Origin of the sequence: Alkalidesulfovibrio alkalitolerans DSM 16529, from assembly GCF_000422245.1 — a bacterium.
In the GTDB taxonomy this organism is placed as follows: domain Bacteria; phylum Desulfobacterota; class Desulfovibrionia; order Desulfovibrionales; family Desulfovibrionaceae; genus Alkalidesulfovibrio; species Alkalidesulfovibrio alkalitolerans.
The window spans coordinates 89,515-115,764 of the sequence record NZ_ATHI01000004.1; the positions used below are offsets into that span (position 1 = coordinate 89,515).

General features: G+C 63.6%; 28 protein-coding genes. 10 read left to right on the forward strand and 18 right to left on the reverse strand.

The annotated features are described in order from the left end of the window. Positions 1 to 85 precede the first annotated feature (85 nt). From rpmA to DSAT_RS02500, 5 genes are all read right to left on the reverse strand, one after another. Positions 86 to 355, reverse strand: a complete 270-nt coding sequence (gene rpmA / locus DSAT_RS02480) for a 50S ribosomal protein L27 (protein ID WP_020886004.1) — start codon at positions 353 to 355, stop codon at positions 86 to 88. A gap of 18 nt (positions 356 to 373) precedes the next feature. After that, entirely contained in the window at positions 374 to 685 is a 312-nt protein-coding gene (gene rplU / locus DSAT_RS02485) for a 50S ribosomal protein L21 (protein WP_020886005.1), read from the reverse strand. A gap of 203 nt (positions 686 to 888) precedes the next feature. Then, positions 889 to 1,359: a tetratricopeptide repeat protein gene (locus tag DSAT_RS02490; protein WP_020886006.1), complete on the reverse strand. Its 471-nt coding sequence runs from the start codon at positions 1,357 to 1,359 to the stop codon at positions 889 to 891. Further along, the gene (locus DSAT_RS02495) at positions 1,356 to 1,958 is read right to left on the reverse strand and encodes a C39 family peptidase (protein ID WP_161656085.1); all 603 of its coding nucleotides are present in this window, start codon (positions 1,956 to 1,958) and stop codon (positions 1,356 to 1,358) included. Before DSAT_RS02495 ends, DSAT_RS02490 begins: the two co-directional genes overlap by 4 nt. A gap of 35 nt (positions 1,959 to 1,993) precedes the next feature. Continuing rightward, a complete protein-coding gene (locus DSAT_RS02500) occupies positions 1,994 to 2,392 on the reverse strand; it encodes a PA2779 family protein (protein WP_020886008.1) in 399 nt (132 codons plus the stop codon). Positions 2,393 to 2,674: 282 nt separating this feature from the next. Here DSAT_RS02500 and DSAT_RS02505 point away from each other — a divergent pair, with 282 nt between their 5' ends. Beyond that, positions 2,675 to 5,086, forward strand: coding sequence for a hybrid sensor histidine kinase/response regulator (locus DSAT_RS02505; protein WP_152490208.1), 2,412 nt, complete (start codon positions 2,675 to 2,677; stop codon positions 5,084 to 5,086). A 249-nt stretch (positions 5,087 to 5,335) separates the two neighbouring features. Here the strand turns inward: DSAT_RS02505 and gap are convergent, their stop codons facing one another. Then, a complete protein-coding gene (gene gap, locus DSAT_RS02510) occupies positions 5,336 to 6,355 on the reverse strand; it encodes a type I glyceraldehyde-3-phosphate dehydrogenase (RefSeq protein ID WP_020886010.1) in 1,020 nt (339 codons plus the stop codon). Between the two features lie 164 nt (positions 6,356 to 6,519). Then, entirely contained in the window at positions 6,520 to 7,080 is a 561-nt protein-coding gene (locus DSAT_RS02515; protein ID WP_020886011.1) for a GAF domain-containing protein, read from the reverse strand. A 239-nt stretch (positions 7,081 to 7,319) separates the two neighbouring features. Between DSAT_RS02515 and purD the strand changes: the two genes are divergently transcribed. After that, on the forward strand, positions 7,320 to 8,606 hold the full coding sequence (purD, locus tag DSAT_RS02520; protein WP_020886012.1) for a phosphoribosylamine--glycine ligase: 1,287 nt from the start codon (positions 7,320 to 7,322) through the stop codon (positions 8,604 to 8,606). 181 nt (positions 8,607 to 8,787) lie between these two features. Beyond that, positions 8,788 to 9,288 carry a 5-(carboxyamino)imidazole ribonucleotide mutase gene (gene purE, locus DSAT_RS02525; RefSeq protein ID WP_020886013.1) on the forward strand — a complete coding sequence of 167 codons (501 nt, stop codon included), beginning with the start codon at positions 8,788 to 8,790 and terminating at the stop codon, positions 9,286 to 9,288. 27 nt (positions 9,289 to 9,315) lie between these two features. Here the strand turns inward: purE and DSAT_RS02530 are convergent, their stop codons facing one another. Continuing rightward, a complete protein-coding gene (locus tag DSAT_RS02530; protein WP_040370615.1) occupies positions 9,316 to 9,540 on the reverse strand; it encodes a hypothetical protein in 225 nt (74 codons plus the stop codon). On the opposite strand from DSAT_RS02530, the gene DSAT_RS02535 reads away from it, so the two are divergent. Both DSAT_RS02535 and DSAT_RS15815 read left to right on the forward strand, forming a co-directional pair. Next, entirely contained in the window at positions 9,530 to 11,467 is a 1,938-nt protein-coding gene (locus tag DSAT_RS02535; RefSeq protein WP_020886014.1) for a molybdopterin-dependent oxidoreductase, read from the forward strand. The genes DSAT_RS02530 and DSAT_RS02535 overlap by 11 nt on opposite strands. A gap of 11 nt (positions 11,468 to 11,478) precedes the next feature. Then, positions 11,479 to 11,613: a hypothetical protein gene (locus DSAT_RS15815; RefSeq protein ID WP_020886015.1), complete on the forward strand. Its 135-nt coding sequence runs from the start codon at positions 11,479 to 11,481 to the stop codon at positions 11,611 to 11,613. A 40-nt stretch (positions 11,614 to 11,653) separates the two neighbouring features. On the opposite strand, the gene DSAT_RS15305 is transcribed toward DSAT_RS15815, so the two are convergent. Together DSAT_RS15305 and DSAT_RS15310 are read right to left on the reverse strand one after the other, a co-directional pair. Continuing rightward, positions 11,654 to 12,673, reverse strand: coding sequence for a hypothetical protein (locus tag DSAT_RS15305; RefSeq protein ID WP_020886016.1), 1,020 nt, complete (start codon positions 12,671 to 12,673; stop codon positions 11,654 to 11,656). Beyond that, positions 12,651 to 13,307 (reverse strand): hypothetical protein, encoded by a 657-nt coding sequence (locus DSAT_RS15310; RefSeq protein ID WP_020886017.1) that lies wholly within the window; start codon positions 13,305 to 13,307, stop codon positions 12,651 to 12,653. The genes DSAT_RS15305 and DSAT_RS15310 overlap by 23 nt, the downstream gene beginning before the upstream one ends. A gap of 241 nt (positions 13,308 to 13,548) precedes the next feature. On the opposite strand from DSAT_RS15310, the gene DSAT_RS02550 reads away from it, so the two are divergent. The 3 genes from DSAT_RS02550 to DSAT_RS02560 all read left to right on the forward strand — a co-directional run bounded on the left by DSAT_RS02550 (position 13,549) and on the right by DSAT_RS02560 (position 15,301). Then, positions 13,549 to 14,010: a hypothetical protein gene (locus tag DSAT_RS02550; protein WP_040370618.1), complete on the forward strand. Its 462-nt coding sequence runs from the start codon at positions 13,549 to 13,551 to the stop codon at positions 14,008 to 14,010. Between the two features lie 257 nt (positions 14,011 to 14,267). Further along, positions 14,268 to 14,732 (forward strand): C-GCAxxG-C-C family protein, encoded by a 465-nt coding sequence (locus DSAT_RS02555; protein WP_235695910.1) that lies wholly within the window; start codon positions 14,268 to 14,270, stop codon positions 14,730 to 14,732. 8 nt (positions 14,733 to 14,740) lie between these two features. Continuing rightward, positions 14,741 to 15,301 (forward strand): rhodanese-like domain-containing protein, encoded by a 561-nt coding sequence (locus DSAT_RS02560; protein WP_161656086.1) that lies wholly within the window; start codon positions 14,741 to 14,743, stop codon positions 15,299 to 15,301. 98 nt (positions 15,302 to 15,399) lie between these two features. Here DSAT_RS02560 and DSAT_RS02565 read toward each other — a convergent pair whose 3' ends face one another. The 5 genes from DSAT_RS02565 to DSAT_RS02585 form a co-directional block, all read right to left on the reverse strand. Further along, positions 15,400 to 15,648 carry a phage regulatory CII family protein gene (locus tag DSAT_RS02565; RefSeq protein WP_020886021.1) on the reverse strand — a complete coding sequence of 83 codons (249 nt, stop codon included), beginning with the start codon at positions 15,646 to 15,648 and terminating at the stop codon, positions 15,400 to 15,402. 304 nt (positions 15,649 to 15,952) lie between these two features. Further along, positions 15,953 to 16,762 (reverse strand): zinc transporter ZupT, encoded by an 810-nt coding sequence (gene zupT, locus DSAT_RS02570; RefSeq protein WP_020886022.1) that lies wholly within the window; start codon positions 16,760 to 16,762, stop codon positions 15,953 to 15,955. A gap of 48 nt (positions 16,763 to 16,810) precedes the next feature. Then, a complete protein-coding gene (locus DSAT_RS02575) occupies positions 16,811 to 17,983 on the reverse strand; it encodes a GNAT family N-acetyltransferase (protein ID WP_020886023.1) in 1,173 nt (390 codons plus the stop codon). Between the two features lie 170 nt (positions 17,984 to 18,153). Then, the gene (locus tag DSAT_RS02580) at positions 18,154 to 19,629 is read right to left on the reverse strand and encodes a 30S ribosomal protein S1 (RefSeq protein WP_020886024.1); all 1,476 of its coding nucleotides are present in this window, start codon (positions 19,627 to 19,629) and stop codon (positions 18,154 to 18,156) included. 434 nt (positions 19,630 to 20,063) lie between these two features. Beyond that, the gene (locus DSAT_RS02585; protein ID WP_020886025.1) at positions 20,064 to 21,383 is read right to left on the reverse strand and encodes a deoxyguanosinetriphosphate triphosphohydrolase; all 1,320 of its coding nucleotides are present in this window, start codon (positions 21,381 to 21,383) and stop codon (positions 20,064 to 20,066) included. A gap of 110 nt (positions 21,384 to 21,493) precedes the next feature. On the opposite strand from DSAT_RS02585, the gene DSAT_RS02590 reads away from it, so the two are divergent. Both DSAT_RS02590 and DSAT_RS02595 read left to right on the forward strand, forming a co-directional pair. Then, positions 21,494 to 21,874, forward strand: a complete 381-nt coding sequence (locus DSAT_RS02590; protein WP_020886026.1) for an ArsR/SmtB family transcription factor — start codon at positions 21,494 to 21,496, stop codon at positions 21,872 to 21,874. Positions 21,875 to 22,259: 385 nt separating this feature from the next. Then, positions 22,260 to 23,522, forward strand: coding sequence for an SO_0444 family Cu/Zn efflux transporter (locus DSAT_RS02595; protein WP_020886027.1), 1,263 nt, complete (start codon positions 22,260 to 22,262; stop codon positions 23,520 to 23,522). Positions 23,523 to 23,526: 4 nt separating this feature from the next. Here DSAT_RS02595 and DSAT_RS02600 read toward each other — a convergent pair whose 3' ends face one another. From DSAT_RS02600 to DSAT_RS02610, 3 genes are read right to left on the reverse strand one after another with little or no spacing between them, the layout of a single operon-like run. Continuing rightward, positions 23,527 to 24,807 carry an EAL and HDOD domain-containing protein gene (locus tag DSAT_RS02600; protein WP_235695911.1) on the reverse strand — a complete coding sequence of 427 codons (1,281 nt, stop codon included), beginning with the start codon at positions 24,805 to 24,807 and terminating at the stop codon, positions 23,527 to 23,529. A gap of 13 nt (positions 24,808 to 24,820) precedes the next feature. Next, entirely contained in the window at positions 24,821 to 25,876 is a 1,056-nt protein-coding gene (argC, locus tag DSAT_RS02605) for an N-acetyl-gamma-glutamyl-phosphate reductase (protein ID WP_020886029.1), read from the reverse strand. Positions 25,877 to 25,884: 8 nt separating this feature from the next. Further along, positions 25,885 to 26,187: a DUF1844 domain-containing protein gene (locus DSAT_RS02610; protein WP_020886030.1), complete on the reverse strand. Its 303-nt coding sequence runs from the start codon at positions 26,185 to 26,187 to the stop codon at positions 25,885 to 25,887. Between the last annotated feature and the right edge of the window lie 63 nt (positions 26,188 to 26,250).

The window sequence follows — 26,250 nt, forward strand, 5'->3', positions numbered from 1 at the left end:
GTAAACACGAAAAGGGCGGGGAACGCAGGTTCCCCGCCCTTGTTAATCTTGGGGCCGAGTCTCGTCCAGTGGGAGCCGAGGCGCGTTAGGCCTGGGCCGGCTCGACATGGACGCGAGTCTTGACCTTGTTGTTGCGGCGGTAGGACTCGTAGCGGACCACGCCGTCCAACAGGGCGAAGAGGGTGAAGTCGCGGCCCATGCCCACGCCGTCGCCGGGATGGACCTTGGTGCCGAGCTGACGCACCAAGATGTTGCCGGCCAGCACCTTCTGGCCGCCGAAGCGCTTCACGCCGCGCCGTTGTCCGGCGCTGTCGCGGCCGTTGCGCGAACTGCCGCCTGCTTTTTTGTGAGCCATGGCGTCCTCCTAGAAATATCAGGCGCTGATGGCCTTGACCTTCAAAGTGGTGAATTCCTGGCGATGTCCGCGCTTCACGGCGGAATCCTTGCGACGGCGCTTTTTGAAGACCACGACCTTCTTGTCGCGCCCGTGGGCCAGCACCTCGCAGGTGACCTTGCCACCGTCGAGATAGGGAGATCCCACGGCGATCGTGCCGCCGTTGTTCACCAGAAGAACCTTGTCCAGAACGAATTCGGACCCCGCAGCCGCGTCGAGGCGCTCCACGTTGAAGCGCCAGCCTTCCTGCACGCGGTACTGCTTGCCGCCCGTCTCGATAATCGCAAACATGACATCCTCCACGAAAAGAGAAGGAGGTCTTTATCTCGTCTGGACACATCCGTCAACCCCTGTGCGGGGAAAATCGACGCGGCGGGCGTGCGTCATTCTTATCGGACCATGCCCTCGGTGAAATCCGGGTTGGATTGCAGGGGCAGATGCAGATTTCCCCACGGATCGCGGAATCGAACCGGGCTGCGCGTTTCAGGGCCGCGTCAGCCCCCGGATTTTGCGGCGCGTGCGGCCCGGACGCTGGCCAGGGTGTTTTCGCAGGCCGCCTTGATGGCCGGATCCTGAGCCAGGGCCACGGCTTCCTCGGCCAGTCGCTCTGCCTTGCCTAGGTCGCGGCTCTGGGTGAGCAGCAGCCAGGCCAGGTTGTTGCGCGGCTCGGGGTCGTCGGGCAGGGCGCGCACGGCGCGGTCGTATGATTTTTCCGCCTCGCCGAAGCGCTCCTGCCTGAAGAGCAGGTTGGCCAGGGCCAGGTGGGCCAGCGGTTCGCCGGAAAGCGCTCGCCGGTATTCCTGTTCCGCCAGATCGTCCTTGCCCTCCTGCTCGTAGGCCAGGCCGAGCCTGAGCCTGTCGGCCGGGGTCAGCGGATCCTCGTGGACGATGATGCGCGGCACGGCGCAGGCCGAGAGGAGCACGGCGAGCGTTACGAGACATGCGATGCGTGCGGGTGTGTTCATGGCTCCGGTTTGTCCGTGGTCTGGGGAGGCTCGGGCGCGACTGCCAGGGTCCAGCGGTCCGCGGCCTCCCAGGTGGCGTAGAAATCGTCCCAGGCGATGCGCGCGGCCTGCGTGTAGCCGTCGTTGACCACGATGCCATCCGGCCCGTAGCCGGTCACGGCCATGAAATGGTTGGCCGCGGCCTGCCTGAATCCGTAGTTGACCATCACCACCTGGATGCGGCCCTCGTCCACGGCGCGGATCAGATCGTCGAGCGTGCCCGCGAAGAATCGGGACGCAAAACCCCTGGGCCGGGGGTAGAGGGCCAGTTCCAGGTTCAGCGTGCCGCGAAAATCCGGACGGTGCAGCGTTCGGGCAATCTCGTCCGGACTTACCGGGTCGCCCAGATGGTTGAGGACCGTTGCCAGGGCGGCCGGGCCGCACTGGTAGTCGTCCTGGGCGTGGAAGGGCGCGTTTGGGACCATGCGGTCGGCAGCGGGCGGCGAAAAATCGTGCGGCAACGGCGCGCGCGACGCGCAGGCCGCAAGCGCGAGGGCCGCGAAAAGGGCCGCGATCGTCGCCCGGGCGACCGCGCTCGGTCCCCGGGGCGACGACGGCAAGCGCCTCCCTGAAATCGTGTTGATGCCGGGAGGCGTCACTGGATGGTGACTGTCTTGCCGCTGAAATGCAGGATGAGGACCACCAGGAGTGCTATGACCAGGATGGCGATGATCACGCCGAGCGCGCCTTCGCCCGCCTGGACGGCCTGGATGTTGGTCGCGAGTTGGTGGATTTCCTCGGGGCTGGCCAGCTTGAGGGTGTTCTCGACTTCTTCGGCGGTATAGCCGAAGTCGGCCAGCCTCTGGCCCACGATCTTGTTCTCCAGAGCCTCGCGGACCACGGACATGTCGGCCTCTTGGGCGGCGAGGGAGCGGGATTCTCCGGTGGGCAGGAAGGATGCCTCGACGCGCGGCACAAGGCCCAAGGTGAACATGATCAGGGCCATGCACATTGTCAGCGGCTTGAACCAGGCGAATGTCGTGAGTTGTTTCATGGGCGGTTCGCTCCTTCGGGAATATGGTTTCGGCGCTCCCCTCGCCATTTTTTCCCTGTACTGAAAAACGGGGGGCTCGTCACCCCCCTTGGCTGGCCCGATCGCATGTTTGTGACGACTCATGTCGTCTGAACGACTGGTCATGAGGTTTGAAATCGAGTAGGGATGATGCGAGAGCATCGGGCCGACATGGAACAGGATCGCGATTCCACGGCGGGCGGCGGGCCCGCGTTTTCCGCGTCCGCGCCGTCCTCCTCGGCGGACGAACGTGGGGAGGGCGATATGGCTCGGTTTTCGTCCGAGAACGAGGTGTTGCGCCTCGAGCGCGCAGAACTGGCCGCGCAACTCGGCGTGCCCGACATCCACAGCTGGGTCGTCGAGAACTCGCCCGACGCCTTGATCGTGGTCGGCGGCGCTGGCGAGATGCTGTTCGCCAACACGGCCGCCGAGCGCCTGCTCGGCCGCGACCTTGTGGATCTTCGCCACTGGCCTTTCGGCCTGCCAACGGCAGGGCGCGACGCGGAACTCGAACTGCACGCTCCGGAGAGGGGCGTGGTCGTGGCCGAGATGCGGGCCACTCCGATAAGCCTCCCCAGCGGCCAGGCAACGCTCATCACCCTGCGCGACATCACCGAGGGCCGCCGCATGGTCCAGGCTTTGCGTGAAGCCCGTGAGGAGTTGGAGACTCGCGTGCAGGAGCGCACGCGGGAGCTTCGTAAGGCCAATGAACAGCTTCTCGAAGAGATCGCCGAGCGGGTCATGGCCCAGGAGGAGCTCAAGCGAAGCGAGTCGCGCTACCGGGCCATCCTGGAAGACCAGACCGAACTCATCTGCCGCTATCTTCCCGACGGTCGATTGTCCTACGTCAACGAGGCCTACGCCCGTTATTACGGCAAGACCCGCGCCGAACTCATCAACCGCAATTTCATTCCCGACATACCAGCCGAGGATCTGCGCTGCATCCTGCAGAAAACCGGAGCCCTTTCTCCACAGTCGCCCGTTACGGAATTCGAGCACCGCATTCGCATGGAGGACGGCTCCGTGCGCTGGCAGCGCTGGACGCACCGGGCAGTGTTCAGCGCCGCGGGAGAGCTTGCCGAATATCAGGCCGTGGGCCGCGACGTGACCAAGCGCAAGGAGGTCGAGGTCGAACTGGAGGAGCAGCGCCGCTTCCTGCGCCTGATCATCGACTCGCTGCCCAACCCCATCTTCGTCAAGGACGACCAGGGGCGCTACGCGCTGGTCAACAAGGCCATGGCCGAGCTTTACGGCAGCACGCCCGAGGAGATGATCGGCCGCGAGGGAGCGGACTTCAACGCCAATCTCGACGAGTTGGCCCGCTTCCGCAAGGAAGACGAGATGGTGCTCGCCAGTGGCAAGATCCTGCGCGTGCCGCAAAAGACCATCACCTCGTCCACGGGCGAGAAGCGTTGGTTCACCAAGACCAAGATTCCGCTGCCAGAGCGCAGGCAGGTGCTGGGCGTGGCCGTGGACGTGACCGAGCTTTTGGAGGCCGAGATGGAGCGCCTGCGCATGGAGAAGCGCATGCGCCAGACCCAGAAGATGCAGGCCCTGGGCACCCTGGCCGGCGGCATCGCCCACGATTTCAACAACATGATCTACGCCATGCTCGGTTTCACCGACCTCTCCCTGCGCAAGGCCCAGGACCCGAAGCTCGTCGAATATTTGGAACAGATAAAGTCCGCCGGCATCAGGGCTTCGGAACTCGTGCGCCAGATATTGACCTTCTCCCGCCAGACCGAGCAGGGCCGCGCCCGGGTGCGCCTCTCGCTGCTGTGCAAGGAGGTCGCCAAACTGCTCATGCCCGTTTTGCCCGCCGATATCGAGGTGGAACTGAAGATCGAAACCGAGCGCGACCTCGTGCAGGGGGACCCGGTGCAGATCCATCAGGTTCTCATGAACCTGTGCACCAACGCGATGCACGCCATGCGCGGCAGGGGCGGCTATCTGGAGATCGTCCTGCGCGACGGGGCGGAGTGTCCGGCGCAATCTGCCGAGCCCGAGGGGATCGCCGGACATGCGGCGGGCGACTGGCTCGAACTCGTGGTGCGCGACTCGGGCACGGGCATGGATCCGGCGACCATGGAGCGCATCTTCGATCCGTTCTTCACCACCAAGCGTATTGGCGAAGGTACGGGCATGGGCCTCTCCGTGGTCCACGGCGTGGTGCAGGCCCACATGGGCACGGTGCGGGTGGAGAGCGAGCCGGGCAAAGGATCGGCTTTCTACGTCTGCCTGCCACGCCTGACCGATGGCGAGGACGAGTGCGGCGACCGCTGCCAGCTTGCGCCACGCGGCATCGAGCGCGTCCTTTTCGTGGACGATGAGAACCTGCTCGCCCAGATGGCCGGAGAAATGCTCTCCAATCTGGGCTACGCCGTGACCTCCATGACTTCGGCCACGGAGGCCCTGGAGATTTTCAAGGCCACGCCGGACAGCTTCGATCTGGTGATCACGGACCAGGCCATGCCCGGTATGACCGGCGCGGAACTGGCCGTCGAGCTTTTGCGCATCCGCCCCGCCTTGCCGGTCATCCTCATCACCGGTTTCTCCGAGACCGTCGACGAGGAAGAGGCGAGGCGGCTTGGGCTTCGGGCCTTCCTCATGAAACCCGTGTCCGAGGCCGAACTGGCCCGGACAATCCGCGAAGCCCTGGACGTCTCCACCCGCTGACAGACCGTTCCCAACGCGATCTGCCGCGTTGCCGCGCAAAATCCGAATCCCGCCTGTCCTGACCGCATGTCCCGCCTATGAGGCATGCGGCCGGGACATGGCATTGGGGCGTCGATGTCCATCAGGCCGATGTTCGCGACCGGATGCTTACCCATCGGCAAGTGGACGAAGGTGCTGTCCACGTCGTCCATACCCACGACGACGTTCTTCCGGATAGGCTTCGGTGGCCGTACGTTTTCCGCGAACGGTTCACTGCAGTCCGGCGGCCCTGATTTTTTCTGCCAGGTCGGCCACGCGACAGGAATAGCCCCATTCGTTGTCGTACCAGGCCACGACCTTGGCCAGAATACCATCTTGAACGGCCGTGAATTCGGATTCGACGATGCCCGAGCGGGGGTCGCCCTTGAAGTCCATGGACACGAGCGGCCGTTCGCTGAAGCCGAGAATACCTTGAAGCGGACCTTCGGCAGCCGCGCGCAGCACGTCGCGCAATTCCTGGGTTGTGGTCGGCTTTTCCAGCACGCAGGTTAGGTCGACGATGGAAACCGTGGGCGTGGGCACGCGCAGCGAGTAGCCGTCGATGCGCCCCTTGAGTTCGGGGATCACAAGGGACACGGCCTTGGCCGCGCCGGTTGTGGTCGGGATGATGTTCTGCGCGGCCGCGCGGGCGCGGCGCAGGTCGCGGTGCGGCAGGTCCAGGATGCGCTGGTCGTTGGTGTAGGAGTGGATGGTGCACATGAGGCCGGAGCGGATGCCGAAGGCGTCGTGCACGACCTTGGCGGCGGGGGCCAGGCAGTTGGTGGTGCACGAGGCGTTGGAGATGACGTGATGGCGGGCGGGATCGTACGCGTCGCCGTTCACGCCCAGAACCACTGTCAGGTCCTCTTCCTTGGCGGGTGCGCTGATGATCACCTTGCGCGCCCCGGCATCGATGTGCGCCCTGGCCTTGGGGCCGCTGGTGAAGATGCCGGTGCACTCGACCACCAAGTCGACGCCCATGTCCGCCCAGGGGATTTCCCTGGGGTCGCGGCTGGCGAAACTCCTGACCTTCCAGTCGCCGTACTCGATGGTGTTGTCGCGCGCCACGACCGAAAAGGGCGTGCGTCCGTAGTTGGTGTCGAATTCCAGCAGATGGGCGTTGGTCGTCGTGTCGAAGAGATCGTTGACGGCCACGACCTCAAGCGTGCCGGGATGACGCTCGTACACCGCCTTGAGCACCTGACGGCCGATGCGGCCGAAGCCGTTGATTCCGATGCGCAGTTTGTTCATGGCGTTTCTCCTAGCAGGCCGGTGAAAAAGTCTCATCTGTCGCGTTGCCGCGAAAAGCTCAAACCCTCGCGTATTTCAAATACGCGTCGGCCTTGAACTTTTCTTGTGCCTTGCATCTGAAACTTTTTGACCGTCCTGCAAAAAACGAGTTTTTCAACAGCCTCCTAGTCCTCGAAGACCCGGTATTCGAACGAGGCGAGCATTTCGTAATCTTTTTTCAGCGCCTGATGCAGGCGGGCGTTCTCGATGGCGATGGCGCTCAAGGCTGCGATGGCGCGCAGGAATTCCTCCTCGGACGCGTCGAACTCGCGGGCTGAGGCGGAATAGACGCGCAGCACTCCGATGGCCGCTCCGTCGACGACGAGAGGAACCGCAAGCACCGACGCGATGCCTTCGACTCGTGCCGCCTCGCCGTACTGAAAGCGCGGGTCCGTGGCTGCGTCTGCAACCCGGATGGCCTTGCCGGAAAGTATCTCCCGGTCCACCTCGCTGTGGTCCAGGTCGACCGGGCCCTTGCGCATGTAATCTTTGGAAAGGCCGTAGGCGGCGCTTTGCAGAAGGCGCTTTCCGGTCCGGTCGAGAAGCCGGATGGTGCACCCTTTGGCCTGCATGGCCTTGGCCGTCTGCTCGGTGATGGTCCCGAGCACGGTTGCGGGTTCAAGGCTCGAATTGACCACCAGGGCCATGGCGTACAGCGATCTGTAGTATGATTCGTAGCGTTCCATGCGTCCTCCTTCCGGCGACCACTCGCCCAGGTAAAATATGCTGAGGCTGGCATAATAACGGCCCCAGGTCAAAACCCTAATCGTGGATACCACAAGGCGTGGCTGTTCAACACCCCGCACTGCCGGAAACAGGGTTTATTGAGTTGACAAGCCTTTGGGCTCCGCCATGGGGGTTGCCGCGTTGCATCCGGCGCGGAAACAACCTATTCTGCCACGACATTTTCGAGGAGGCAGACGGAGTGAATGTTCTTCTGGTCGGTTCGGGCGGGCGTGAACACGCCCTGGCGTTCAAGCTCTCGCAAAGCCCGCTCGTGCAAAAGATATACTGCGCGCCGGGCAACGGCGGAACCGCCCGCCTGGGCGAGAACGTGGCCATCAAGGACGACGACGTGAGCGCCTTGGTCCACTTCGCCGTGAAGCACGGCGTGGGGCTGGTGGTGCCCGGCCCCGAACTGCCCCTGACGCTCGGCCTGGCCAACGCCTGCCGCGACGCGGGCATCCCCTGTTTCGGCCCCACGGAGTTTTGCGCGCGGCTCGAAGGCTCCAAGGCCTTCGCCAAGGAGGTCATGCTCGAAAGCGGCGTGCCCACGGCCCACTTCGCGGTCTTCGACGACTACGCGCAGGCGCGCGCCTTCATCGAGGAGAAGGGCGCGCCGCTGGTCATCAAGGCCGACGGCCTGGCCGCAGGAAAGGGTGTGGCCGTGTGCGAGACCAAGGAGAGCGCACTGTTCGCCCTGGAGCAGACCATGCGCGACAAGCGTTTCGGCACGGCCGGCGAGCGGGTGGTCGTCGAGGAGATGCTCACAGGCGAGGAGGTTTCCTTCCTGGCCTTTTGCGACGGCGAGAACATCGCGGTCATGCCCACCTGCCAGGACCACAAGCCCGTGGGCGAGGGCGACACCGGCCCCAACACCGGCGGCATGGGGGCTTTTTCCCCGGCCTCGATCCTGCCCAAGGCAGACTACCCGGCCATGGCCGAGGCCACGATCCTGCCCGTGGTGCGGCACATGCGCGCCCTGGGACATCCCTTTGTGGGCGTGCTCTACGCCGGGCTGATCATGACCGCGTCCGGCCCCAAGGTGCTCGAATACAACGTCCGCTTCGGCGATCCCGAGTGCCAGCCGCTCATGATGCGCCTTAACGCCGATCTGGCCGAGATCATGCTGGCCTGCTGCCAGGGGCGGCTGAACGAGGTGGACATCCGCTGGAAGCCGGAGACGGCCATCTGTGTGGTCATGGCCGCCGAGGGCTATCCCCGCGACTACCCCTCGGGCATGGTCATCAGCGGCCTCGACGAGGCCGAGGCGGACGAGCGGGTCATGGTCTTTCAGGCGGGCACCAAGGTTTCGGGCGGCGCGACCGTGGCCTCGGGCGGCCGCGTGCTCGGGGTCACGGCCCTGGGCGAGAACCTGTCCGGGGCGCGCGAACGGGCGTACCGGGCCGTGGACCGGGTGCGCTTCGAGCATAGCTACTGCCGCCGTGACATAGGGAAGAAGGGTCTTAAGTGGGAGTCCTCTTCGCAATAAACAATTTATCGCGGGCTGTTCAAAAAGCACCATCTGCCGCGTTGCCGCGAAAAGTCCAAATCCTCGCGTATTGGTAATACGCGCCGGCCTTGAACTTTTCTTGCGCCTTGCATCCGGCGCTTTTTGAACAGTCCGTGGGCGATGTTCCATAATGGCTTGTTAAAGGATGAGGTAACGACGCATGACCAAAGTAGCCATCTTCATCGGTTCCATCTCCGACGAGGAGAAGATGCGGCCCTGCGCCGAGACGCTCAAGGAATTGGGCGTGCCCTGCCTGTTCACCGTCTCGTCGGCCCACCGCACGCCCGAGCGCACCAAGCGCCTCGTGGCCGAACTCGAAGCCTCGGGCTGCCAAGTCTTCATCTGCGCGGCGGGCATGGCCGCGCACCTGGCCGGGGCAGTGGCCGCCGCGACCACGCGGCCGGTGCTGGGCGTGCCCATCGACGCCTCGCCGCTTGGCGGCATGGACGCGCTTTTGGCCACGGTGCAGATGCCTCCGGGCTTCCCCGTGGGCACCCTGGCCCTGGACAAGGCCGGAGCCAAGAACGCCGCCTACCTCGCCGCGCAGATCCTGGCCCTGTCCGACCCTGAACTGGCCAAAAAGCTTCTGGCCGTGCGCGAGAAGTTCAAAGCCGACGTGGACAAGGCCGCAGCCGATCTCGAGGCGCGCTTCAAAAGCTGATTTTCGTCCGGGGCTGCTGAAAAAGCATCATCTGCCGCGGTGCGGCGAAAGCGCCAGGATCGACATGTATTTCGCATACATGAGGGGCCAGCGCTTTCTTGCGCCTTGCATCTGGGGCTTTTTGAGCAGCCAGAAAGAAGGGTTGTCATCAAGCTCAGGGCTGCTTCCGTTCATCGGAAGCAGCCCTGGGCGTTGACAAGGCGGCGCGCGCGCAGCATGCTTCTGGCCTTCGGAGGCCACGATGAAGCGCACGCTCACCGCCTGCACGCGGCACTGCAACGACGGCTGCTCCCTGATCGTGGAGCAGGGGGACGACGGCCGCACGACCATCCGGGGAAATCCCGACCATCCCTTCACCGCAGGGTTCATCTGCGCCAAGACCGCGCGCTTCATGGATCGCCTGAACGCGCCCGAACGCATCGTCCATCCGCTGGCGCGCGACAAGGCCGGAGGCGGCGAATTTCGCCGCGTCTCCTGGGACGAGGCGTACGACCTGATCGCCGCGCGGCTCGACCCTCTGCGCGCTACACCCCAAGATATTTTGCACGCTTACGGCTTTGCCTCCTTCGGCGTGTTGCACAAGGCCTCGCGCCATCTCTTCGCCCTGCTCGGCAGCGCTCAGGCCACGGGCTCCATGTGCCTCGGAGCGGGCGTGGCCGCCATGAAGGGCATGTTCGGGGCGCTCGTGGAGCCGGACTATTTCGAGCTTGTAAACGCGCGCGTCATCGTCAACTGGGGGCGCAACATGGACGCCCACAGCCCGCATGTGGCCCGCATCGTGGACCGGGCGCGGGGCAAGGGCGCGCGCGTGCTGGCCATCACGCCGGGCGACCCGGGCTACGCGCCGCACACGGACGCGCATGTGCGCATCAGACCCGGCACGGACAGGTTTTTGGCCGCAGCCACCCTGCGTCTGCTGCACGACCGGGGCGGGCTGGACGATGCGGCGCTTTCGCGCGCGGCCAATGGTCGGGAGTTTCTGGCCATGCTCGTCGGGATCGACGTTGCGGCGGCGCTCGACGCCTCGGGAGCGCGCCTTGAGGATGCCTTGGCCCTGGTCGACGCCTACGCCCAAAAGCCCGCGGCCACGCTGCTCGGCCGAGGGCTACAGCGCTATGCCTTCGGTGGCGAGAACGCGGCCTTCACGGCCGCCCTGGCCGTGGCCACGGGCAACGTCGGCATTCCCGGCGCGGGCGTGTTTTACGCCACGGGCGACAGGGGCGTCATGGTCCCGGCCTTCAAGCCGCCGCGCGAAAAGCCGCCGCGCACCTTCAGCTTCGTCGATCTGGGCGGGGAACTGCGCCGCGCCCGCGAAGCCGGGCAGCCCGTGCGCTTCGTCTGGGTGGAAGGCACCAACGTGGTCACCCAGGGCCAGGACAGCGCGGCCGTGCGCGATGAGTTGGAGCGTGCCTTCACTGTGGTCGTGGAGCCTTTCATGACCGATACCGCGCGCACGGCGGACGTGATCCTGCCTCCGGCCCTGATGCTCGAATGCCGCGACGCGGTGTCGGGGTCGCAGCATGAATGGTTGCACTATTCGGCCCAGGTCTTCGCGCCGCGCGGCGAGGCCAAAAGCCCCTTCGCCATCGCGCGCGAACTGGCCGGGCGGCTCAATCCGCCCGTGGACTTTCCGAGCGAGGACGAGGCACTGGCCCGGGCCCTCAAGGGCCGCAAGATGAAGACAACCCTTGCGGAGCTGGAAGCCAGGGGGTGCATTCAGGGGCCGCCGCCGGGCATTCCCTTCATGGACGGAAAGTACGCGCATCCAGACGGCCTGTGCCGCCTGCCCGCGGAACTGCACGCCGAGCCCGCAGCGCCCGAGGGGCTGCCGCTGCGGCTCGTCAGCTATGTGCAGAAGCGCTATCTGCTCTCCCAGGTGCCCGAAGGCGAGCAGGAAGGCCCGGCCACGGCTTGGCTGGCACCGGAACTGCTGCGAAGCCTCGGTCTTGCACCGGGCGAGGCCGCGGCCCTTCACGGCGAGCGGGGGAGCATGGACGTGGTGCTTGCCGCGCAGGAAGGGCTTTCGCCGGACTGCGTGCACGTGCCGCGCGGCGACTGGCTCTCGCGCGGGCGCTGCGTGAATCTTCTGACCGCGGGCCGCAAGACCGACATGGGCGAACTCGCCGCCTACTACGACCAGTGGTGCCGCATCGAGCGGCAAAGTTTAGCGGGGGAATGAGGAGGAGACCCATGCGCGTCGCCAGCCAGCCGCTAGGTGCTGGCTCGCCGGGTATGGCCTTCAAAAAACGCGACTTGTCCCCCATCGTTTTTCTTGGCAGGTACTCTCTTGTGTCGGTCGTAAAGCTGTTCTTTCAGTCGGCGTGACCTGCGGAGCGGTGGCAACCGCTTACTGAAAGAAATTCATTTATCGTTGTCTCCGGAAATGCACCTCTGAAGACAGACGCTGAAGGGCGTCGAGTGATTTGGCGAGCTCGTTCATCTTTATACGCTCAGGCTCTACCGCGAGTATTCTAAATATCCTTTCCGCATGGTAGATGTGAAGATGGAGTCCACGATCATCTGCCATTCCACGGGCCGGGGCGAGCAACTCTTTTTCGATCTTCTGCTCTGCGTCATCACTTCCGAATATGCCTTTGATCAATATAATGTCTTCGACAAGGGCATCGCGATATTCATCGCGCTCCAAGAAGCTTACTTCTGGGGAAGTGATTGACGAAAGCGAACGGTCAGGCCAGTCTTCGCGTTTTTTGCTATATGTCGATTTTGCGAAAGCATTCCAGTTCCCAAGCAACCCCATGAGGTGTCGGTGTGATTCGAATGTTTTATGCCAAATTATATAATCCAAGAGGCGGCGTATGGTTCGGCGCTGGACAAGAACATAGTCATCGCATTGAGAAAGTGGGCCAAAACGTTGGCTGTGTAAATTGACTATTATTTCGTTGATAGCTGGGATTATGATCTCATGGCCACCTCCGTGGGTGTTGTAGTATATGAAAAGGGCGTTTATATTTTTCTCTGTGTCTTTGAATCTTCCCTCATGGGCTAGCTTTATGGCGTCTCTTTTAAGGTCAACGACAGTATCGTTGAATTTCCTGAAACGAAACGACACGCTTCGGCTTTGAATGTTGTGGATACTGATAGGATCAAGGACGAATTCACTATTTTCCGTTCTTGCCCATGAAACGGATGCAATTTTTTCTCTATCTATCGGGATGGAAATCTTTAAAAGTCCTGCCGTGTAATGTCTTTCTGCGCCAGATTCATTTGTGACGGTCAAGGTGAACTTGTTGCACTCGTTGGAATATTCTTGGTTATGCGGATATATATCAATAAATATGTCGAGCTCTTGGTTGTCCTGTGCGGCATTTGCGGCGCCAAGTATTATGAATATAAAAGCAAGACTAAGGATAGATAAACGCAACATGGCCAAGCCCCCTATCTTTTATGTCTAATTCATCTCTACTGCGAGCTGCTGTTGATCCGTCTTTGTAATGAATATGTAATGTTGACATTGAGTTGAATTCTTTAGTTGTTATGATAGATGCATATTCATGTTTTAATTCAGACTTAAAAAATGGAAGAATATCTTTTGCCCTGAAGTATATTAACTTTCTATCTTTCGACATTGTATCTGTTGTTTCGATGTATGATTGATATATTTGAGAGTCATTTTTGAGAACAAGAACAACTTTTCCTTTCATAAAAATTGTATTCACAAATCCAAACGCTATAAAGCAGAGAAGAAAAAGAGATATGAGAAGTGAGCATGTCTCTTTCCCTTTGATTATTGACAGAGAAAGAAGAATTCCTAGTATTATTACAATAATAGACGATATAATGGTGAGCGATTGCGGATAGAAATATTCTTCTGCAACGATCTTCGATATGATTGAGCTTGAAAGAAAAATAGGTATGCTACACAGGGCGAAAACGAGGAGGGTTTTTTTCTCAACGATTCTTTTGAGGTACAATGCGAATAGTGCGGAGGAATATATGGAGACGTTGATGAGCGGTTCGAAAAAGAAAGAGAAATTTATCGGGATCGTGAGGTCGTCCATCGGAGTCTCCGTTTGCTATTTGATATTTTCTTGGCCGAACTGTGTCAATTCAATATTGTATTGCGCATAAATATGATGTGCCTCAAATTGGATTTGATGCCTTGTTCGTTTAGTCTGGAAACGGAGGTCGGTGCCCATGAGGCTGCATTGTTCTATTGCGCAGGCGCTCATTGATGTGGATTTGCGTCGCCAAGGGCATGGTTCGGAAGTTGCTCGCCTGAGTACGCGAATCGTGTTCTCGATGGCGATCGCCATTTTGGCCGTGTCGGTGTGCGCCGGGTCGGCCCTGGCGCAGACGCGGGTGCTGGAGGCCACGCTCGCGCCGGGCCTGGACCTCGATCCCGACTCGCCGCGTTATCGTGAGCCCGTGGGCGGCGTGTCCCTTGCGCCGCCGTGTGGAGGCGATGCCGCAACCCTCGCGCCAAGGGTCTTCTCACAGGTCTATTTGTGGCTGCGTCTGGCCTCGAACGAGCCCGTGCGCCTCACCGCCACCTGGAACCATCTGCCCGAAGGCGAAGACCCCGCCGACATGACGGCCTGGCGCGTCGCCCAGACCACACAGGTCAACATCCCGACAACGCAGGGCTTTCGAATCTGGCTGCTCAGGAACATGGACCGCGCGCGCGACACGGGCAGGTTCATCGTGACCATCGCCGCTGACACGGGCGAGGTCGTCTGCTCCGTGCCCTTCGTCTATCGATGACAGGCAAGGTGCCGAGATTTCCTATGGGTTTCGCCATCGGCATCGGACTTTCCGATTTGACGCCGCACAGCCATACGCTTAGCACGAGAGACATGAGTCTCCCTATCTGCCGTCAACGCGCCGCCGAATCTTTTGATTGCGCCGATTCTGACCTTTCCGGCCCGTCTGATGGGCTGTACTGCCTCCCGAACGCGAACCTTGCACCCGGCGCCGCCGCTGTTCGCGAGCGCGCCAGAAATCTCTATGAAAGCCGCCGCATGCTCTGCGCCGAGGCCGTGCTTGCGGCCGTGAACGAGGGGTTCGACTGCGGTTTGAGCGAAGAGCAGGCCGTGGCTCTCACGGCCGCGCTGCCCGTGGGACTTGGCGGCAGCGGTTGCCTGTGCGGTGCGGTCTCTGGCGGGGCGGTGGCGCTTGGCCTTTTGCTCGCGCGCGAACCGCGCTGCCTGTCACGGGCGGAAATCAGAAAGGCCTCGGCCCGACTGCATGACGATTTCAAAAAGGCCTACGGCTCAACCTGCTGCCGGGTGCTGTGCAAAAAGGTCAAGGACGACCGCAAGGCCCATTTCGCGCAATGCGCAAATCTTACCGCCGTCGCGGCCGGGGCGGCCGTCTCGCTGGCCATCGAGCTTCGGCCCGAGCTTGGCGAGGCGGCCGTCCAAAGGCCGCTTGCCCGCGACAACCGCCTCACGGCGCTCGTCAAGCGCCTACGCGCCCGGTTCTGATGATGACCATGGCCGTGTCGCGCCGTACCCTGCTGCTGCTTTTGCCCGCCGTGGTGCTGCTCGCGGTCGCGGCCCTGAAATTGGGCTGGCTGCCGGATCACGGCGCGCTCTCCGACGCCGAGCGCCGGGCCAAGGCTTTGGCGATGTACGATCATTATGCCCGCGAATTTCCAGGCGTGGCGGCCATCGAGCCCGAGGAGGCGATCCTTTTGCACGAGCGCGGGCAGGCGGTGTTCGTGGATGTCCGGGAGCCGCGTGAAATGGCGGTTTCGACCATCCCCGGCGCGCTTTCGGAGGACGGCTTTCTGGCCGCCTTGGCGCACGACCCCGAGGCCTTTTCCGGCAAAATTGTCATCGGATACTGCACCATCAGCTACCGCAGCGGCGTTCTGGCCGAACGCCTGGCCGAGCGTCACGGCTTCACCATGCTGAACCTGCGCGCGGGCATCCTGGGCTGGTTGCATGTGGGCGGTTCCCTGGTCGGGCCGGACGGGAAGCCCTCGAATCGTGTGCACGTCTACGGCGCCTCATGGGATCTGGCGCCGCGCGGCATCGAAAGCATCTACTGAATGACGTGCAGCGCACGACAAAAAGCCCCTTCGCTGCCCGCCACAGGCGCGAAAGGGGCTTTCGTGCGTATGCCCTCATCGCCGGTCGCGAAGCCCGGCTAGGCGCGTTTTTCTTTGATAGGGGTCAGCTTGTAGCCGAGATCCTCGGCAATGGCCTTGAGCGCGCTCACGTCGCCGGACGACTTGAGGATCAGCGACAGGTCGTCCACGCCGATCTTCGCTCCTCTGTCCCACGGGTTGAGTTCGCGCAGCAGGGTGGAATACGGCTTGTTCAGGGCCTTGGCCACCTGCTTGGCCAACCCGCGCCGCCTGACGATGGCGTCGTGAAGCATCTGCGTCACATGCATGGCGTCCACCTCCTCACGATCAGGCACTCGCCAGTTCAAGAATCTTGCATCCCCCTGCGCCTTCCTCTGCGCCGGGAACCCAGGGCGGCTGATTCGCCGTGCCGGGGCCGACATCGGCCGCCTCATTGAACTGAATGCCTGTTCAGTTCAATGCGACGGGCGAGGGGAAAAATCAAGAGGGTTTCCGAAAAATACATAGAAACCCGCAGTCGAAAAAATAAGACTTGCTCGGAAATCGAATGAAAGCAGGGGGTTTTGTGGGGAGCACGAGTTGCGGGCTGCCCCGTTATGGGGCTGAATGGATTTACAAGAAGACGAGGGAGACGCCCATCATGGCCATACCCGCGCCCAGGCCATAAATGGAGAGGTGGTGCTCGCCGTACTCGCGTGCGGCAGGCAGCATTTCGTCCAGTGAGATGAAGACCATGATGCCCGCCACGGCCGCGAAGACGACGCCGAAAACGATGCCGTTGAAGAACCAGAAGAGCAGCAGGTAGCCCACGAGCGCTCCGGCGGGTTCGGCCAGACCGGAGAGGAACGAGAGCCAGAAGGCCTTGCGGCGTTTTCCCGTGGCGTAGAAGATGGGCACGCTCACCGCGATGCCTTCGGGGATGTTATGGATGGCCACGGCCACGGCAATGGCCACGCCGAGCGCGGGATCGGTCAGGGCGGCCATGAAAGTCGCTAGACCTTCGGGGAAGTTGTGGATGGCGATGGCCAGGGCGGTGAAGATACCGGTGCGGTAGAGCTTCCTGAAGCGCGCCATCTGCGCGCAGTCCTCCATGTCCTCCACGCGGTGGGGTTCGTGGGGGTTCTCCTCTGCGGGCACGAGGCGGTCTATGCCCATGGCCAGGAGGAAGCCGCCGAAAAAGCCCGCGAGCATGGCCCAGGCCCCGTTGTCATTGCCCAGGATTTCGGCCAGGGCCTCGTGGGCCTTGGGCAGGATCTCCATGAACGAGACGTAGAGCATGACCCCGGCCGAAAAGCCGAGCGCCACGGAGAGGAAGCGGGTGTCCGTGCGTTTGGTGAAGAAGGCCAGCACCGAGCCGATGCCCGTGCACAGTCCGGCGAACAGCGTGAGTCCGAACGCAGTATAGACATCGCCCTGCAGCATGGCGGGGCATATAACATGTCCAAGGCGTCGCGCGCCAGTCAAAAGGCGTCAGGAGGTCGGGGCGTAGGGTAGGCGGGAGTTCATGTCCGAGATGTGGGCGCGCTCAAGGGCGTTGATCTCGCCGATGTGAGCCTTCAAAAGACCGTCCAGACGCGGGTCGATGAAGCGGTGCAGGCTCTCGTTGGCAATGGAGCGAAATCCCCGCAGCGCCTTGTGCAGCCCGCCCATGCCCGGATCGAACCAGCGGATTCCCTGGGCGATGGCCCATTCCATGGGGGTGTGGTAGCAGACCTCGAAATGCAGGTTGCGCACCTCCTCGAAGGCACCCCAGTAGCGGCCCCACAGCCTTTCTCCTTTGCGAGTGAACAGCGCCATGGCCAGCGGATCGGACGAGCCCGCGCGGCGGGCCACGGCCAGGGCCAGCCGCCTGCCCGCCCGGTCGAGGACCTGCTCGAAGAATTCGCGGGTGAGGAACTTGCAACCCCAGGGGCCGAACTTGGCGTTGGTGCGCACGTAAAGTTGGTACATGTGCCGCATGAGCCGGGGGGTGATCTCGTCTCCTACCAACATTTCCACGCCAACGCCTGCAGCACGAAGCGAGTCGCGCTCACGCCGGATGTTGCGTGCCGGGCCGCGCCTGAGCGTGGCCAGAAAGTCCCCGTATCCGGTGTAGCCCGGATTTTCCCAGACGTAGCCCTGGTGCTCCCAGGCGCTGAAGCCAAGGCCTCCGAGTTCCACGGCTAAACGCGGAGCCGCAAAGTTCACGTTGACCCCGGAAAGCCCAAGTCCCCAGCACAATTGCAAGGCCTCACGAGCGAAACGAAAGACCATTTCGGCGCGGTCTTCGCCCGGCGCGAGCAGGATGTCGTAGCCCGAGGCCGGGGTGAAGGGCGCCATACCCACGAGCTTCGGGTAATAGGGCAGCCCCAGGCGGCTTGCGACCTCGGCCCAGACGTGGTCGAAGACGAATTCGCCGCCGCTGTGGGCCTTGATATAGAAGGGCGCGGCCGCCACCAGCCGCTCGCCCCGCCAAGCCAAAAGATGGCGCGGCAGCCACCCGGCCAGGGCCGAAGCGCTGTTTGACTCCTCGGTCAGAGCGAGCCAGTCCCATTCCAGGAACGGAAAGGGGCAGGGCTCGGCCAGGGCATCCCAGGCCTCGCGCGGAACGGTGGCCATGCCGTCGTTCCAGATGAGTGTCGGTTCGGCGCGCGGCTGCGTCATATTTCATATGATAGCTCGCCTGTCCGGCCATGTCATCAGGTCCAGTGGCAAGGAGACGACGTGTTGCGGCTCGGACCTACGGATGGTCGGGCTGGCGGACGCCGGGCGCAAAAGAAAGCGCGCGGCCGGAACATCCGGCCGCGCGCTGCATGACGATAGGAAGAGGCGGATTATTCGCCGTTCTTGGCGCGCATGGCCTGGGCCAGCTTGTCGGCCAGGGAGTTCATGCCGCCGCCCTTGGGGGCTTCGACGCCCGCCGCCTTGGCGTGCTTCTTCCAGTCCTTGGGCTCGGCCTGGGCCTCTTCGCTCTGTCCCGCGCCGAGGGTGATCTTGCGCTCGGCGGGCTTGATCTCATCCACGAAGACCGTGACCTGATCCCCAGGCTTGGCGCGCTCCAGGGCCTCGCGCTTCTCCTTGGGGGCCTGGGCCAGCTTGGACTTGGGCAGCAGGCCGGTCACGCCGGGAAGCAGCGTGACGAAAAGACCGAATTTGCCGAAGGACTCGGCCGTGCCGGTGATCTCCTGGCCCACGCTCAGCGTGGAGGCCAACTCGAGCCAGGGGTCGCCCTCGGCGTCCTTGATGGACAGCGAGATGCGGTGCCGCTCGAGGTCGATGTCCTTGATGGACACCGTCACTTCCTGACCGGCAGAGACGACTTCGTCGGCCTTCATGACGCGGCGGCCATGGGCCATCTCGGAGAGATGCACGAGTCCTTCGAGTCCCGGGGCAATCTCCACGAAAGCGCCGAAGTCGGCCAGCCGGATCACGCGGCCCGTGACCTTGTCGCCGGCCTTGAAACGCTCGCCCGCGGTCTCCCAGGGGTTTTGCTGGGCCTGTTTCACGGAGAGCGAAATCTTCATGCCGCCCTTTTTGGCAGGGGCGATGTCGAGAACCTTGACCGGCAGGACTTCGCCCTCGCGCACGGCCTCGGAGGGCTTGTCCACGCGCGACCAGGAGAGTTCAGAGATGTGGGCCAGACCTTCCACACCGGGGATGATCTCGATGAATGCGCCGAAGTCGGCCAAGCGCTTGACAGTGCCTTCGACCACATCGCCGACCTTGACCTGCTCCTGGAAGGCGGTCATGGCCTCGGCCTTTTCGCGGGCCAGTATCTCGCGCCGCGAGACCACCAAGTTGCGGCCGCCCTGCTCCAGCTTGATGATCAGGAACGGCAGCGTCTTGCCGACGTATTCCTCGGGATTCTCCACGAAGCGGTCGTCGATCTGCGAGACCGGGCAGAAGGCGCGCTTGCCCATGACCTGCACGGAGAAGCCGCCCTTGACCAGGCCCGTGACCTTACCCTCCACGGGCATGTCGTTGGCCTTGGCCTGCTCGAGCTGCTCGAAGCCGCCCCGGCCGCCCATGGCCTTGGAGAGCTTGATTTCGCCCCCGGACATGCCGACCACGTAGAGATCCACGGTGTCGCCCACGGCCACGGTCAACTCGCCGTTCTCGTCAAGCAGTTCCTCGCGGGCCACTACGCCGTCGCGCTTGGCCCCGACGCCGACGAAGACCCCGGCGCCGTCGATGGAGATGACGGTCCCGGATATCTTGTCGCCCACGCGGACGTTATCCTGCATTTCGGCCTCGTAGGCCTCGAACATGGAGGCGAAGTCCTCGCCGTCCTTTTTTGCCTCATCGGACATATGCCACACACTCCAAAACAGAATAGTTCGCCACGCCATAGCCGAGAACCGGGGCGGACACAAGGCCAAAGGCCCCCAGGCCGCTGAAAAAGCACCATCTGCCGCGTTGCCGCGAAAGCGCCGGACCCTCGGGTATGCGAAATACACGTCGGCCCCGGCGCTTTCTTGCGCCTTGCATCTGGCGTTTTTTGAGCGGCCTGCATGGCGGAGTTCGTCAGCAATCTCAAGGCCAAAGGCCTCCAGGCCGCTGAAAAAGCACCATCTGCCGCGTTGCGGCGGAAAGTTCAAATCCTCGCGTATTGGTAATACGCGTCGGCCTTGAACTTTCCTTGCGCCTTGCATCCGGCACTTTTTGAGCGGCCTGCTGGATAATTCGCCAACAATTTCAACTTGAAAGGTCAGGAAACCAGCTTCCCGGGACAAGGCCGGAACGTTCAGCGTACGCTCAGATTTTCGGCCAGACCGCCGATCTGCTTGGCCATGAGCGTGGCGTACTGGTCGGTCATGCCCGAGACGTAGTCGAGCACGCGCATGTATCCTTCATAGAGCGTGGCGTCGTCGGGCGGCGCGTGCTCGCCCAGCACCCGCAACAGGCGCTGGCCCCGGCCGCTGACCCTGCCGCGCGCCAGCTTCTCCCACACGGCCGTGCACAGCACCTGCAACAGCCCGCCGATGGCCGAGAACGAGCCGATCTCCAACTCGATCTTGCGGGTGTTGGTGTAGATCCGGCCGCGCGCAAGCTCCTTGGCCCCGGCGATGCCTTGGCGGGTAGCCTCGGAGCAGACGTCGAGCAGCGACTTCTCGAAGGCTCCAGCCAGGATGGCGCGGTGGTGATCGGCGAACGCCCTGGCCGCGTCCTCCACGGCCCGGCCGATGGCCTGGGAGCGGATGTAGGAGAGGCGGCGGCGCTGATGCAGCGAGGCGTCGCGCGCCGGGCCGCCCAGGGAGTCGGCCAGGGGGCCGAGCGCGGCCATGATCTCGGCGAAGGAAAGAAGCCCCAGTTCGCGGGCGTCCTCCAGGTCGAGGATGGAGTAGCAGATGTCGTCCGCCGCCTCCACGAGGAAGGCCAGGGGGTGGCGGGCGAAGCCGCCTTCTGTGCCCGGCGGCAGGCCCAGGCGCTGTGCGATCTCGTCGAGGGTGGCGCGCTCGGAGAGGTAGCAGGAGAATTTGCCCTTTTGTCTGGCCACTGGGTGCTCGGAGGTCCACGGGTATTTCAGCAGCGCGCCGAGCGTGGGCAGGGTCAGGCGCATGCCGCCAGCGTTCAGCGACATTTCGAGCCGGGTGACGATGCGAAAGCCCTGGGCGTTGCCCTCGAAGGTGGCGAGGTCGAGACGCTGGGCGGGCGAAAGATTCTCGACCAGATGGTCCGGGGCCTCGGCGAAGAAGGCGCGCACCGCCTCCTCCCCGGCGTGGCCGAAGGGCGGATTGCCGATGTCGTGGGCCAGGCAGGCGGCCTGCACGATCTCGCCGAGCATGGCCGGGGGCGTGTGCGGCGGCAACTCGTCACGCAAGAGTTCAAAGGCGTGCAGGCCGAGCGAGCGTCCCACGCTGCCCGTTTCGATGCTGTGCGTCAGGCGCGTGTGCACGTGGTCGTTGATGGTCAGGGGGTGAACCTGGGTCTTGCGGCCCAGGCGGCGGAAGGCCGTGGAGAAGACGATGCGGTCGTAGTCACGCAGGAACTCGCTGCGCGGGTCGCCGGGGGCGTTTTCGCGTTCGGGGTGGCGGCGGGGTGAAAGGAGACATGTCCAGTCCATGATTCGGCAACGATGGCTTGGCCTGCCCGTGCTGTCAAGCAAGGGAAGCTGGCACGGCCGTTATCGGCGGGCTTGCGTTCCGGGGGAATGCGACATATGAACATGTGGACATGAGCAGCAAGCCAGAAATCATCCCCACCTGCGCCGAGGACTGTGAGGTCCACGAACTGCATTCGGCTTCCATTGCGACCGTGCGCGAGGCCATGCCGCCCGACGCGGATCTTTTTTTCCTGGCGGAGCTGTTCCGGGTGCTGGGCGACCACACGCGGGTGCGCGTCTTGGCCGCGCTCTCGCGCACCGAGCTGTGCGTCTGCGATCTGGCCGAATTGCTGGGCATGTCGCATTCCGCCGTCTCGCACCAGCTCAGGGCGCTTCGCGCTTCCCGCCTCGTGCGCGGCCGCCGTGACGGCAAAAACGTCTTCTACTCCCTGGACGATGACCACGTGCGCGGCCTCATGGAACAAGGCCTGGATCACGTGCGTCACGGCTGACTCTCCATCAGGCCGCTGAAAAAGCACCATCTGCTGCGTTGCCGCGAAAGCGCCGGACCCTCGTGTATTCTTTGATACACGTCGGCCCCGGCGCTTTCTTGCGCCTTGCATCTGGTGCTTTTTGAGCGGCCTGACGACGGAGTTTGCCGACACATTCAGCTTCAAAAGCGCCATCTGCTGCGTTGCCGCGAAAGTTCAAACCCTCGCGTATGTGAACTACGCGTCGGTCTTGAACTTTTTGTGCGGCCTTGGATCTGGCATCCTCCACTTCGCACGTTGTTCCGTCGAAATTTTTCCGGGCATCGCCTGACCGCTTGACGCCGTGGGGCGATAGGCATATTTCGACGCATGAGCATGTGTTCATATTTGGAGGGGTACCGTGTCCATGTCCGCAATCGACCCGATCATCGCAAACCTGCCGTCCCTGACCTTGGAAATACTCGCCGAAACCTGGGGCGTGGTGCTCGACGCCGCGCCCTGGATGCTCCTTGGCGTGATCGTGGCCGGGCTGCTCAAGGCCTTCCTGCCCGACCGCGTCGTAGCCCGGCACCTGGGCGCGAACAGCCGCTTCGCCGTGCTCAAGGCCGCACTCATCGGCGCGCCGCTGCCGCTGTGCAGTTGCGGCGTGCTGCCCGCCGCGGCCGGGCTCAGACGCCAGGGCGCGGGCAAGGGGCCCACGGCCGCCTTCATGGTCTCCACTCCCGAGACGGGCGTGGACTCCATCGCCGTGACCTACGCCCTGCTCGATCCGCTCATGGCCGTGCTGCGGCCCGTGGCCGCCATCGTCACCGCCGTGCTCACCGGGCTCGGCGTGGGTTGGCTGGACCGGCGCGAGGGCCGTCCAGGCGAGGGGGCGCTGGCTTCAGGGGCCGCGCCCGTGGCCGCCGCCGGGCATGCGTGTACGGACGAAGAGGCAGGGCCGGGCGGTATGAAGAGCCCGATGCCTGCACGCCCCGAGCCATTCTCGCCCATCCTGCCGTCCATGGATGCCCTGGAGAAAGCCCAGACGCACGGCGGCTGCGGCTGCGGCGACACGGGATGCGGCGTGCCCGCGGCCCGGCCCGGCCTGTTCGGCCGGGTGCGCTCGGGCCTTTCCTACGCCTTCCTCGACATCCTGGGCGACGTGGGCCCCTGGTTCATGGCCGGGGCGCTGGCTGCCGGAGCCTTCATCGCGCTCGCGCCGCCGCAGCTTCTCTCGGACAACCTGGGCACCGGCCTTTGGGCCATGCTCGCGGCCCTGGCTGTGTCCCTGCCGCTGTACGTCTGCGCCACGGCGACCACGCCCCTGGTCGCGGCCCTGGCCATGAAGGGACTTTCGCCCGGCGCGGCGCTGGTCTTCCTGCTCGCCGGGCCAGCCACCAACGCGGCCACCGTGGCCGTGGTCGCGGGTATGCTCGGCCGCCGCGCGGCCATGGTCTACGTCGCGGCCATCGGCGTATGCGCGCTGCTCATGGGCGCGGCCGCGAACTGGCTCTACTTCCGTCTCGGCATGGACGTGGCGGGATGGGTGGCGGTTTCCGGCGAGGAGGCGCACGGACCGTTCTCGGTCATTGCGGGCGGGGTCATGCTCGGCTGCATGGCCTACGGCTATGCGCGTAGGAAGATGAACGGCCATGCGGGAGGGTGCGCGGCCGAGGCCAAGGTCTGATGGGTCAGCGCGCGCTTGGAGCGCGAGGCTTCGGAGCTTCGTCTTCGGGCGTGGAGAGTCCCAGTATCTCGGCGGCCCAGGCCATGGCTTGGGCGTGCGATTTGGCGGCCGACTCGGGGTCGAGGTGCAGCTTATCCAGAGCCGCGTCGAGTTTCTCCCAGTCGGCGCGGTCGAACGTCTCCACGAGCTTGAGCCAGTCGAGCACCTTGGAGTTCTTGCCCAGGAGCGCGTCGCGGATGTCGTCGTCGAGCGGCAGGTCGCGCATGACCTCCTCCATGGGCTGGCCCAAAATGGCGTCGAGCAGCGAGAAAAGTCCGAGCAGGAACATGGATTCGGACGGCATCCCCGTCTTGGCGGCCATCAACTCCAGAAACCGGGCGCGCTTGGCCGAGACGAAGGCCAACTCGCCGGTCTTGCGCGTGTTCGACAGGTCGGACATGACCACTACGCGAAGCCATTGCGCAAGCTGTTTCTGCCCGAGCAGTACGATGGCCTGGCGCACGGATTCGATCTTGGCCCGTAGCGAGAAGGCGGCCGAGTTGATGTAGCGCAGCAGCCGGTAGGACAAGGAGATGTCCACCGCGATGATCTGGGCCAGATCGTTGACGTCGTAGTCCGGGTGGCCAAGTCTTTCCAGCAGTTGTAGTTTGGAAAGCTCGCTGCTGCTGATCTTCTTGCCCGTGATGACCGTGGGTTTGCAGAAGAAGAAGCCCTGAAAGAACTCGAAGCCGAGTTGTCTGGTGAGTTCGTAGATTTTGACGGTCTCGATTTTCTCGGCCAAAAGCTTGCAGCCGTAAGGCTTGAGTTGCTTGTACAGGCCGATGACGTCTTTTGGTGAGCGGCCGAGGATGTCCACTTTGACGATGTCGGCCATGCCAAGGATGGGCTCGAATCCGGGCTGGCCCACAAAATCGTCCAGGGCCAGGGTGTAGCCAGCGTCCTTGAGGCGTCGCAGGGCCGCGATGACCTCGGGCTCGGGCCGCACCGTCTCCAATATCTCTATGACACACATATCCGGAGGCAGGGCGAAGGCCGCGTCCTCCACGAGCATGCGCGCGGGAAAGTTGATGAGCAGCTTGGAACCGTGGCTCAGGCCGTCGCCAGCAAGCATGAAGCCGTCGGCGATGACCCGGGATGTGGCGTTGTCGTCATCGACGATGCAGGACGTGCCGGCCTGCTGGCTGGACCTGAAGAGAAGCTCGTATCCCCAGATGTTCTCGTCGCGGTCGAAAATGGGCTGACGCGCGACGAAGACGGATTCGAGTTCAAGGCCGTCGGATCGCAAAGTCAGCCCCATCTCACGGCATGAACGGAGGCAGGTCGAGTCCTAAGGACTCGTCCAGCCCGAGCATCAGGTTGGCGTTGGCCAGGGCTTGCCCACTCGCTCCCCGGCAGAGATTGTCGATGGCCGAGAGGACCACGAGCCGTCCGGTGCGCGGATCGGCCACGAGCCCGATGTCGCAGAACATGGTGCCGCGCACGTTGCGCGTCTGCGGCAGGCCGCCCTCGGGCAGCACCCGTATCCAACGTTCGCCCGCGTAGCGCTCGGCGTAGATCTCGCGGACCTCGGCCGTTGTCGCGGGCCGCGTCAGGCGACCGTACATGGTGGCCAGGATGCCCCGGTTCATGGGCAGCAGGTGCGGGTTGAAGGAGACCGTGAGGCCTTGCCCGGCCGCGCGGGAAAGCTCCTGCTCGATCTCGGGCGTGTGGCGGTGCTTGCCGATGTTGTAGGCCCTGAATGAATCCGCCACCTCGCAGTAGAGCATGGCCGTGTTCGCGCCGCGCCCAGCGCCCGTGGCCCCGGACTTGGCGTCCACCACGATGCCGTCGGGCTCGATTAGTCCGGCTTTAAGCGCCGGCGCAAGGCCCAGGATGGCGGCCGTGGGGTAGCAGCCGGGGTTGGCCACCAGCGAGGCGTTCCTGACCTCCTCGCGGTACAGTTCGACGAGCCCGAAGACGGCGCGGTCGAGCAGGTCGGTGCGGCGATGCGCCAGGTTGTACCATTGCGCGTAGATGTCCGCGTCGCGCAGCCTGAAGTCGGCCGAGAGGTCCACCACGCGAGCGCCCGCGTCGAGCAACTCGCCCGCCATGTCCATGGCCGTGCCGTGGGGCACGGCCAGAAAGACCACGTCGCAGGATTTCTTGAGATCCGCCACGTCGGGCATGGTGACCACGATCTCGCCCGGAGCGGTGCGCTCCAGGTGCGGAAAGAGGTCGGCCAGGCGCTTGCCCGCCTCGCCGCGCGAGGTGGCGCGCACGAGCTCCAGGGAGGGGTGGGCGGCCAGGAGCCGGGCCAGTTCCATGCCGGTGTAGCCGGTCACTCCGACCAGTCCGGCGGTGCGTTTCGCGGGCATGTTCGTCCTTACTTGCTTTTGGCCACGTATTTCATGCGCAGTTCGAAGAGCACGTCCTCGAGCAGCTTTCTCTCGTCGGCGTCGAGGCACTTCTCGGTCTTGCACTTGAGCATGCACAGGATGTCGATGGTGTGCTTGGCCAGGACTAGGTCCTCCTGCATGGCCCCGCTGGAGGGCTCGGGCACCTCGCCCAGGTGGACGAGTGCGGAGGAGGCCAGGGAGAGCACGAAGGTGGAGAACGTCACCTCGGGCATGATGGGCCCGCCGGGGCCTTCGCAGCAGGGAGAGGCGGGCGTGGTGTCGGCGGTCATGCGGATCTCCTTGAAGGCTTTGTTCGGACCGCGCCGTGGCGCGAGCCGGACCGGGTATCTCGT

Excerpts from the sequence above, each read along its gene's own strand:
- DSAT_RS02590 (WP_020886026.1), top strand. The coding sequence starts at position 21,494 with ATGAGCAGCAAGCCAGAAATCATCCCCACCTGCGCCGAGGACTGTGAG.
- DSAT_RS02580 (WP_020886024.1), bottom strand. The coding sequence starts at position 19,629 with ATGTCCGATGAGGCAAAAAAGGACGGCGAGGACTTCGCCTCCATGTTC.
- argC (WP_020886029.1), bottom strand. The coding sequence starts at position 25,876 with ATGCCCGCGAAACGCACCGCCGGACTGGTCGGAGTGACCGGCTACACC.
- DSAT_RS02500 (WP_020886008.1), bottom strand. The coding sequence starts at position 2,392 with ATGAAACAACTCACGACATTCGCCTGGTTCAAGCCGCTGACAATGTGC.
- DSAT_RS15815 (WP_020886015.1), top strand. The coding sequence starts at position 11,479 with ATGCGCGTCGCCAGCCAGCCGCTAGGTGCTGGCTCGCCGGGTATGGCC.
- rpmA (WP_020886004.1), bottom strand. The coding sequence starts at position 355 with ATGGCTCACAAAAAAGCAGGCGGCAGTTCGCGCAACGGCCGCGACAGC.
- DSAT_RS02505 (WP_152490208.1), top strand. The coding sequence starts at position 2,675 with ATGGCTCGGTTTTCGTCCGAGAACGAGGTGTTGCGCCTCGAGCGCGCA.
- DSAT_RS02585 (WP_020886025.1), bottom strand. The coding sequence starts at position 21,383 with ATGGACTGGACATGTCTCCTTTCACCCCGCCGCCACCCCGAACGCGAA.
- DSAT_RS02550 (WP_040370618.1), top strand. The coding sequence starts at position 13,549 with ATGGCGATCGCCATTTTGGCCGTGTCGGTGTGCGCCGGGTCGGCCCTG.
- rplU (WP_020886005.1), bottom strand. The coding sequence starts at position 685 with ATGTTTGCGATTATCGAGACGGGCGGCAAGCAGTACCGCGTGCAGGAA.
- DSAT_RS02515 (WP_020886011.1), bottom strand. The coding sequence starts at position 7,080 with ATGGAACGCTACGAATCATACTACAGATCGCTGTACGCCATGGCCCTG.
- zupT (WP_020886022.1), bottom strand. The coding sequence starts at position 16,762 with ATGCTGCAGGGCGATGTCTATACTGCGTTCGGACTCACGCTGTTCGCC.
- DSAT_RS02555 (WP_235695910.1), top strand. The coding sequence starts at position 14,268 with ATGCTCTGCGCCGAGGCCGTGCTTGCGGCCGTGAACGAGGGGTTCGAC.
- DSAT_RS02595 (WP_020886027.1), top strand. The coding sequence starts at position 22,260 with ATGTCCGCAATCGACCCGATCATCGCAAACCTGCCGTCCCTGACCTTG.
- DSAT_RS02575 (WP_020886023.1), bottom strand. The coding sequence starts at position 17,983 with ATGACGCAGCCGCGCGCCGAACCGACACTCATCTGGAACGACGGCATG.
- DSAT_RS15305 (WP_020886016.1), bottom strand. The coding sequence starts at position 12,673 with ATGTTGCGTTTATCTATCCTTAGTCTTGCTTTTATATTCATAATACTT.
- gap (WP_020886010.1), bottom strand. The coding sequence starts at position 6,355 with ATGAACAAACTGCGCATCGGAATCAACGGCTTCGGCCGCATCGGCCGT.
- purE (WP_020886013.1), top strand. The coding sequence starts at position 8,788 with ATGACCAAAGTAGCCATCTTCATCGGTTCCATCTCCGACGAGGAGAAG.
- DSAT_RS02560 (WP_161656086.1), top strand. The coding sequence starts at position 14,741 with ATGGCCGTGTCGCGCCGTACCCTGCTGCTGCTTTTGCCCGCCGTGGTG.
- DSAT_RS15310 (WP_020886017.1), bottom strand. The coding sequence starts at position 13,307 with ATGGACGACCTCACGATCCCGATAAATTTCTCTTTCTTTTTCGAACCG.
- DSAT_RS02490 (WP_020886006.1), bottom strand. The coding sequence starts at position 1,359 with ATGAACACACCCGCACGCATCGCATGTCTCGTAACGCTCGCCGTGCTC.
- DSAT_RS02535 (WP_020886014.1), top strand. The coding sequence starts at position 9,530 with ATGAAGCGCACGCTCACCGCCTGCACGCGGCACTGCAACGACGGCTGC.
- DSAT_RS02610 (WP_020886030.1), bottom strand. The coding sequence starts at position 26,187 with ATGACCGCCGACACCACGCCCGCCTCTCCCTGCTGCGAAGGCCCCGGC.
- DSAT_RS02565 (WP_020886021.1), bottom strand. The coding sequence starts at position 15,648 with ATGCATGTGACGCAGATGCTTCACGACGCCATCGTCAGGCGGCGCGGG.